Source organism: Actinosynnema sp., assembly GCF_052038725.1.
Genome location: NZ_JBQGCX010000574.1, coordinates 1 through 6,296, shown reverse-complemented (window position 1 = coordinate 6,296; position 6,296 = coordinate 1). Strand labels below are relative to the sequence as shown.

Genomic DNA, 6,296 nt, shown 5'->3' with positions numbered 1-6,296 from the left:
CGACCCCGTCGACGCCCACCATGCCGACCATCCCGCCGATCCCCGAGGTCCCGAAGGACCTGTTCTCCCCCGGCGGCAGCGCGGGCGCGGGCGGCTCCGACAGCTCTGCGGGGGGCAGCGGCTCCACCGGTGGCAGCGGCTCCACGGGGGGCAGCGGCTCCACGGGCGGCTCCGGCCTGCCCGGCGGCAGCGGCTCGACCGGTGGTTCCGGTTCCACGGGTGGTTCGTCGCCGTCGATCCCCAAGCCCGGTGACTACCAGATCGAGGACACCGCCAACATCGGCACGCCCGGTGGCAGCAGCGGCTCGACCCCGACGACCCCGACCATGCCGACCATCCCGCCGATCCCGGAGGTCCCGAAGGACCTGTTCTCCCCCGGCGGCACGGGCGGCATCCCGGCGGGCGACAGCAGCGCGGACCCGATCAAGGGCGGCGACTCGACCGGCAGCAGCGGCTCCGGCTCCGGTTCCGGCAGCGGCTCTGGCAGTGGTTCCGGCAGCGGCGCCGGCGGCCTGGGCGGCGGCCTCGGTTCCGGCTCCGGTTCGAGCGGTGGCTCCGGCAGCGGCACCACCACCGGTTCCGGCGCGACCACCCCGACCATGCCCACCATCCCGCCGATCCCCGAGGTCCCGAAGGACCTGTTCGGCACGCCGGGCGTCCCCGCCGGTGAGACGGACAGCTCTGGCGCCGGCTCGGGTTCCGGTTCCGGCTCCGGTTCGGGCGCGGGTGCCGGCACGGGCGCCGGCGACGGCTCCGGCTCCAGTTCGGGCTCCGACGAGGACCGCGGTCGCCACTGCGGCAACGACGGTCGCGGCGAGACCGGCGGCAAGGGCGAGCACGAGGGCCGCGGCGACCACGGTGGCCGGGGCGAGCACGACGGTCGCGGCGAGCACGGCAAGGGCGAGCACGGCAAGGGTGACCACGAGGGCCGCGGCGAGCACGGTGGCCGGGGCGAGCACGACGGCGACCGCGACGGCGACAAGGGCGACGGCAAGGACGGCGACCGCCCCGACGGCCTCATCGGTGACAAGGGCGACAAGCCCGAGGACCTCGTCGGTGAGCGCGACGGCGAGAAGGACGGCTTCCCGATCACCTCGGTGGACGGCGAGCCGTTCCTCGACCTGCGCGACCTCCCGGCCGACGAGGCCGAGCGCTGGACCGAGCGCATCCGCGACATCATGGAGAGCAAGGGCGAGGGCTCCTTCTACTGGGCCGACAGCACCATCGACGGCGAGGGCCAGCGGCACTCGCTGATGGACGTGGCCGAGCTGATGGCCGGCCTGGACAACCGCACCGAGGGCTCGGACGAGGTCAAGGCGTTCACGAACCTCTCCGACACCGGCGCGACCGCGACCGGCCAGCAGCCCACGTCCGTCGCGGGCAAGCTGTCCTCCGACGTCGCGGCCAGCCCGGCGCGCAGCGCCAACGGCGACGTGTTCGTCCTGGTCGGCCCGAACCGCGCCGAGGGCGACCCGGTCGCGATGACCGAGTTCCCGTCGCTCCAGTCCAACCCCAAGGTCGAGCGGGTCTTCGCGATCGACGTGACCACCGGCAAGGAGGTCCAGATCCACCCGAAGCAGGCCTGATCCCCCGGCAGTGCCGGACTCCGGTGGGAGGGCGCGTTCGCACCCGCCCTCCCACCGCCCGGAACGCCACGCGAGCGGGGCGTTGCGGCGCCGAGAGGCGACAGCGGAGCAGGGCGCAGTGGCGCACAACGGAGCAGGGCACAGCGCTGACCGCGCCGTTCGACCGCGCTCAAAGGAAGGCCGGGACCGACTGTACGCCTGCCAAGTCCGCGCCGACCCCGATCGTCGAGTGCCCTTTCGGGGGATTCGACCACTCGGCTCCGCCACGGTTCGACGTCCCCGGCGGTGCTCGGGCTCACCGACTCGAACCAGGTCATGCCGGAATGACCACCGGACAGGTTGATCCTCGTGGCATTCGGGGCAACCTGCTTTGCGCTCGCCCGGTACCGCCAATAGGGTGGTCGCGCTCTCTGGAAGTGTGGCGCGGAAAGGCGGTAACGTGGTCGTCCACAACGTCGGTAATGGCGCGGACCCCCAATCCTTCGATTCATTCGCCCTGGAATACGACCGGTTCTGCGACTTCGAGGACCACCCGGTCTGGGGGTGGGTCGCGGACGCGGGCGTCCGGCCGGGCGGGCGCGCCCTGGACGCGGGCTGCGGGTCCGGCCGCCGGTGCCGGGAACTGGCCGACCACTACGACGAGGTGCTCGGCGTCGACCTGAGCGCCCCGCTGATCCGGCTGGCCAGGGCCCGCAGGCCGCACCCGAGGGTGCGGTACGAGGTCGCGGACCTCGCCGACGTCGACGGCGGCGCCGAGGGGTTCGACCTCGTGTTCAGCTCCACCACCCTGCACCACGTCCCCGACCTGGACGACGCGCTCCGCAAGCTGAAGTCCCTGGTCCGCCCCGGTGGCTTCGCCGTGCTGGTGGACAACGTCGCGGACCGCCCCACCCCGCCCGCGCACGTCTACCGCGTCGGCGCGCTGCTCTCGCTGCCCCGCGACGTCCGCGCGCACGGCTGGCGCGACGCGGCCTGGCTGTTCCGGTTCCGCACCGGCGGCCCGTGGCTGGCGCACCTGCTGACCGACCGCTACCTGTCCCGCCCGGAGTTCGAGCGCCGCTACGGCTCGATCTTCCCCGGCGCGTCCTTCGTGGACCGGGGGTTCGCGCACGCGCTGGTGTGGCGCAGGGACGGGTGAGTCACGCAGCGCCGACCTGATCCGCCGCCGCGCCGCTCCGCCCTTCGTCCGGATTAATCTTTCCGTGGACAATGGGCACAGCCGGTGACCGCTGCGCGGATTTTCCCGGACACCCCGGGAAATCCCTTCACCCCGGAGTTCCCGTCTGGGTGAGGTTGTTCTAGGGGGCTTCTCGCTGTCGCTTTTTCCGGGTTAACGTGGACATCCGGCGCGCGGCTCGCGCAATCGCGGCACCGGGGGGCTCCACCCGCTTTCCCGCACCGATCAGCTCCCCACCGCCCCCTCGGCTCGGCAGGCCGCCCCGCGCGCACCTCGGGGTTGGACACGCACGTCCCTGTTGGGGGTTCGCTCTGCCATGGCCTCTCCACGAACCGCTGCACGAACCGAACGGGTCCTGATCACCGGCGGCGCGGGCTTCATCGGCGCGCACCTCGCCGCCGAGCTGACCGCGCGCGGGTGCGCCGTCGTCCCGGTCGACGACCTGCGCGTCGCCCCGCTCCAACCGCCACCCGCCGGGCTGCTGGTCAAGTCCGTGCTGGACCTGGACCGCTCCGACCTGGACGGGATCACGGCCGTCTACCACCTGGCCTCGCACAAGAGCGTTCCCGAGTCGTTCGAGCGCCCGCTCGACTACCTCGACAACGTCGACTCGGGCAGGCACCTGCTGCGGCTGTGCGAGCAGGCCGGGACGCCGCGCGTGCTCGTGGGCAGCACCTGCGAGGTGTACGGGAACTCGCTGGCGCTGCCCAACACCGAGGCCGCTCCGCTCGCCCCGCGCTCCCCGTACGCCTCCTCGAAGGTCGCGCTGGAGATGATCGCCCGCAACCACCAGCAGCGCCGGGGCTCCCGCGTCACGGTCGTGCGCCTGTTCAACGTCTACGGCCCCGGCGAGCGCGCCGACGCCCTCGTGCCCGCGCTGTGCCTGCGCGCCGCCCAGGGCCGCGGCCTGCCGATCGAGGGGACCGGGAGGCAGTGCCGCGACTTCTCCTACGTGGCCGACACCGTCCACAAGCTCGCGGGCCTGCTCCACGCGCCGCCCGCGCCGACCGTCAACCTCGGCTCCGGCCGCTCCCGGTCGGTGCTGGAGGTCGCCGCGCTGCTGCGGGAGATCCGCCCCGGCCTGGAGCTGGAGTTCCAGCCCGGCAGGCGCGACGAGATCGACGAGTTCCGCGCCGACACCACCGTCCAGGACGGCCTGCTCGGCCTGCCCCCGGCGGTGACCGGGATGCGCGAGGGCGTGCGCCGCACCTACGACTGGTGGGCGGCCGGGCTCGTCGACGTCCCCGCCGCCAGGACCCCGCTGCTGGTCAAGGAGCTCACCTGATGCCCGGCTACTCCGCGCCCGTGCGCGCCAGCGTGGACGTCACCTACGCGTGCGACCTGCGCTGCGTGCACTGCCGCACCAACACCGGCGAGATCCCCGCGCACATCCGCCGCCGGATGCTCTCGGTCGAGCAGCTCGGCGAGGTGCTGCTGGAGCTCGACCGCATGGGCACCTTCGAGATCACCCTCACCGGCGGGGAACCCACCATCCGCAAGGGCTTCTGGTCGCTGCTGGACGTGGTGCCGCGCCTGAGCTTCGCCACCGTCACGCTGATCACCAACGCCGCCAACCAGACCCGCGAGCAGCTCGACCGCATCCTGGACAGCGGCATCTCCTCGATCCGGGTCAGCATGGACGGCACCCGCGAGACGTTCGAGGCGGTCCGGCTGGTCGACGCGTTCGACCGGGTGATCGAGAACTCGGCGTACCTGCGCGACCGGGTGCGCAGCTTCAAGGTGCTCACCACGGTCATGAGGACCAACCTGCACAACGTCCTGGAGCTGACCGCGCACCTGCGCCGCACCGGTTTCCGCCGCCAGGACCTGATCCTGGTGCGCGCGCACGGCAGGGGAGGCCGCAACCGCCTGCTGCTGACCGAGGACGAGACCATGCGGTTGCACGCCGAGGTCGCCGAGTTCCGGGACCGGGTCCCCGCCACGGAGTTCGACCTGAACCTCAACGCGCCCTACCTCGTGCCGGGCCGGGGGATGCCGTCGCACCAGGACGTGGTGATGTTCCCGTACCTGGTCAAGGACAGCAGCATCGCGATCTCCGCGACCGGTGACGTGACGATGAGCAGGCTCTACAGCTCGCACCCGCTGGGCAACACCAAGGACGCGCCCGTCGCGGACATCTGGGCGCGCGGGCAGGAGCAGCTGGCGCGCGAGCAGGAGGAGTTCACCGACGAGCGGCTGCGGGAGATCTTCTGGGACTTCGCGGCGGCGGAGCGGTCGACGAGCGAGCCGCTCGTGCTGACCTCCCTGCTGGACCGGCAGATCTTCGAGGGGTACGAGGTGCGCTGACGGTGCCCGCGCTCACCCTCTTCCGCCTGTACGACCTCCCGGCGGGGCCGCCCGACGCCGGGGACCTGCGCCCCGTCTCGCCGCTCGTGCTGCGCCTGCTGTGGGACGAGTGGGGCGCGGACGGCGAGCCGCCGTGGCCCGCGCCCGCCGCGGAACTGCTGCTGGCCACCAGGAACGGCAGACCGGTGGGCTGCGTGGGCGTCAACCTCACCGCGCCCGGCGCGGTCGGCCCGCTGCTGCGCGCCCCGGCGCCCGCCGACCGCGCGGACCTGGCCGAGTCGCTGCTGCACGGCGCGCTGTGGCGGTTGCGCTGGCTGGGCCACGCCTACGGGTTCGCGCCCGCCGACGTCGCAGGCCACGCGGGCGGAGCGCTGCGCGCGACGAGCTGGGTGCTGCCAGGCGACGTGGGCTCGCCGCCCGCCGAGCGGGACGTGCCGGGGCAGGAGTGGGGCGACGTGCTGGTGGACCTGCGGGGCTGGCCGCTGCCGCGCCCGGTGGTCGAGCTGGAGCTGGACGGCGCCCCGGTGCTGGTGCGCAGGCCCGAGGCGGCCGAGCAGCTGCTGGTGGTCGACTGGATCAAGGACGTCTTCGGCCGGGGCTGGGCGGCCGAGTTCGCCCGCGCGTTCGCGCACGACCCCGTCTCGGCGGTCGTCGTGGCCAGGCCGAGGGGGTTCGCCGAGGACCCGAGGCGGTGCCTGCTCGGGTTCATCGCCTACAACACCGTGCGCGCCGGGATGCTGTCCTCCATCGCGCTGAGCGAGGAGATCCGGGGGCGGGACATCGGGATCGCGGCGACCCTGCTGTCGTCCTGCCTGTCCGAGGCCCGCGCGCACGGCTTCGACCACGTCGTGCTGGGCGGGGTGAGCAGGAGGCTGGTGGCGCTGCGCGCCGTCGACGCCGCCTGGACCGTGCCGGGGTCCTGCCCCGGCGTCTTCGGGAAGGGGATTCGCGACCGATGAGGGTTCTCGTCACCGTCTCGGACCAGGCTTGGGGCGGCAAGCACCGGTACACGCTCGACGTGGCGGCCGGGTTGCGCGCCGGGGGCCACGACGTCGTGCTGGCCGCCGAGCGCGGTGGCCGCGCGCTGGACGCCTGGCCGGAACCCGTTGCCGTGCCGGTGTTCCGCGACCACCCGGAGGAGGCCGCCGCCGTGCTGCGCGAGCGCGTCGGCGCGCCGGACGTGGTCTGCGCGACCGGCAGGCACGACGCGGCCGTCGAACGCGGGC

Annotated in this window: 5 protein-coding genes and 1 pseudogene; all 6 read left to right on the top strand. The window is 73.5% G+C overall.

Features of this window, described 5'->3' with window-relative positions; translation table 11 throughout:
* Window positions 1-1,586 (top strand): annotated as a pseudogene (locus ACTUAL_RS11950) (hypothetical protein); the annotation flags it as partial.
* A gap of 439 nt (window positions 1,587-2,025) precedes the next feature.
* A complete protein-coding gene (locus ACTUAL_RS11945) occupies window positions 2,026-2,724 on the top strand; it encodes a class I SAM-dependent methyltransferase (RefSeq protein WP_440900286.1) in 699 nt (232 codons plus the stop codon).
* A gap of 355 nt (window positions 2,725-3,079) precedes the next feature.
* Window positions 3,080-4,048 carry an NAD-dependent epimerase/dehydratase family protein gene (locus tag ACTUAL_RS11940; RefSeq protein WP_096493321.1) on the top strand — a complete coding sequence of 323 codons (969 nt, stop codon included), beginning with the start codon at window positions 3,080-3,082 and terminating at the stop codon, window positions 4,046-4,048.
* On the top strand, window positions 4,048-5,070 hold the full coding sequence (locus ACTUAL_RS11935) for a radical SAM protein (protein ID WP_440900285.1): 1,023 nt from the start codon (window positions 4,048-4,050) through the stop codon (window positions 5,068-5,070). Before ACTUAL_RS11940 ends, ACTUAL_RS11935 begins: the two co-directional genes overlap by 1 nt.
* 2 nt (window positions 5,071-5,072) lie before the next feature.
* Window positions 5,073-6,029 (top strand): GNAT family N-acetyltransferase, encoded by a 957-nt coding sequence (locus ACTUAL_RS11930; RefSeq protein WP_440900284.1) that lies wholly within the window; start codon window positions 5,073-5,075, stop codon window positions 6,027-6,029.
* Window positions 6,026-6,296 (top strand): hypothetical protein (locus ACTUAL_RS11925; protein ID WP_440900283.1); only part of this gene is annotated, 271 nt, incomplete at its 3' end. The genes ACTUAL_RS11930 and ACTUAL_RS11925, both read left to right, overlap by 4 nt.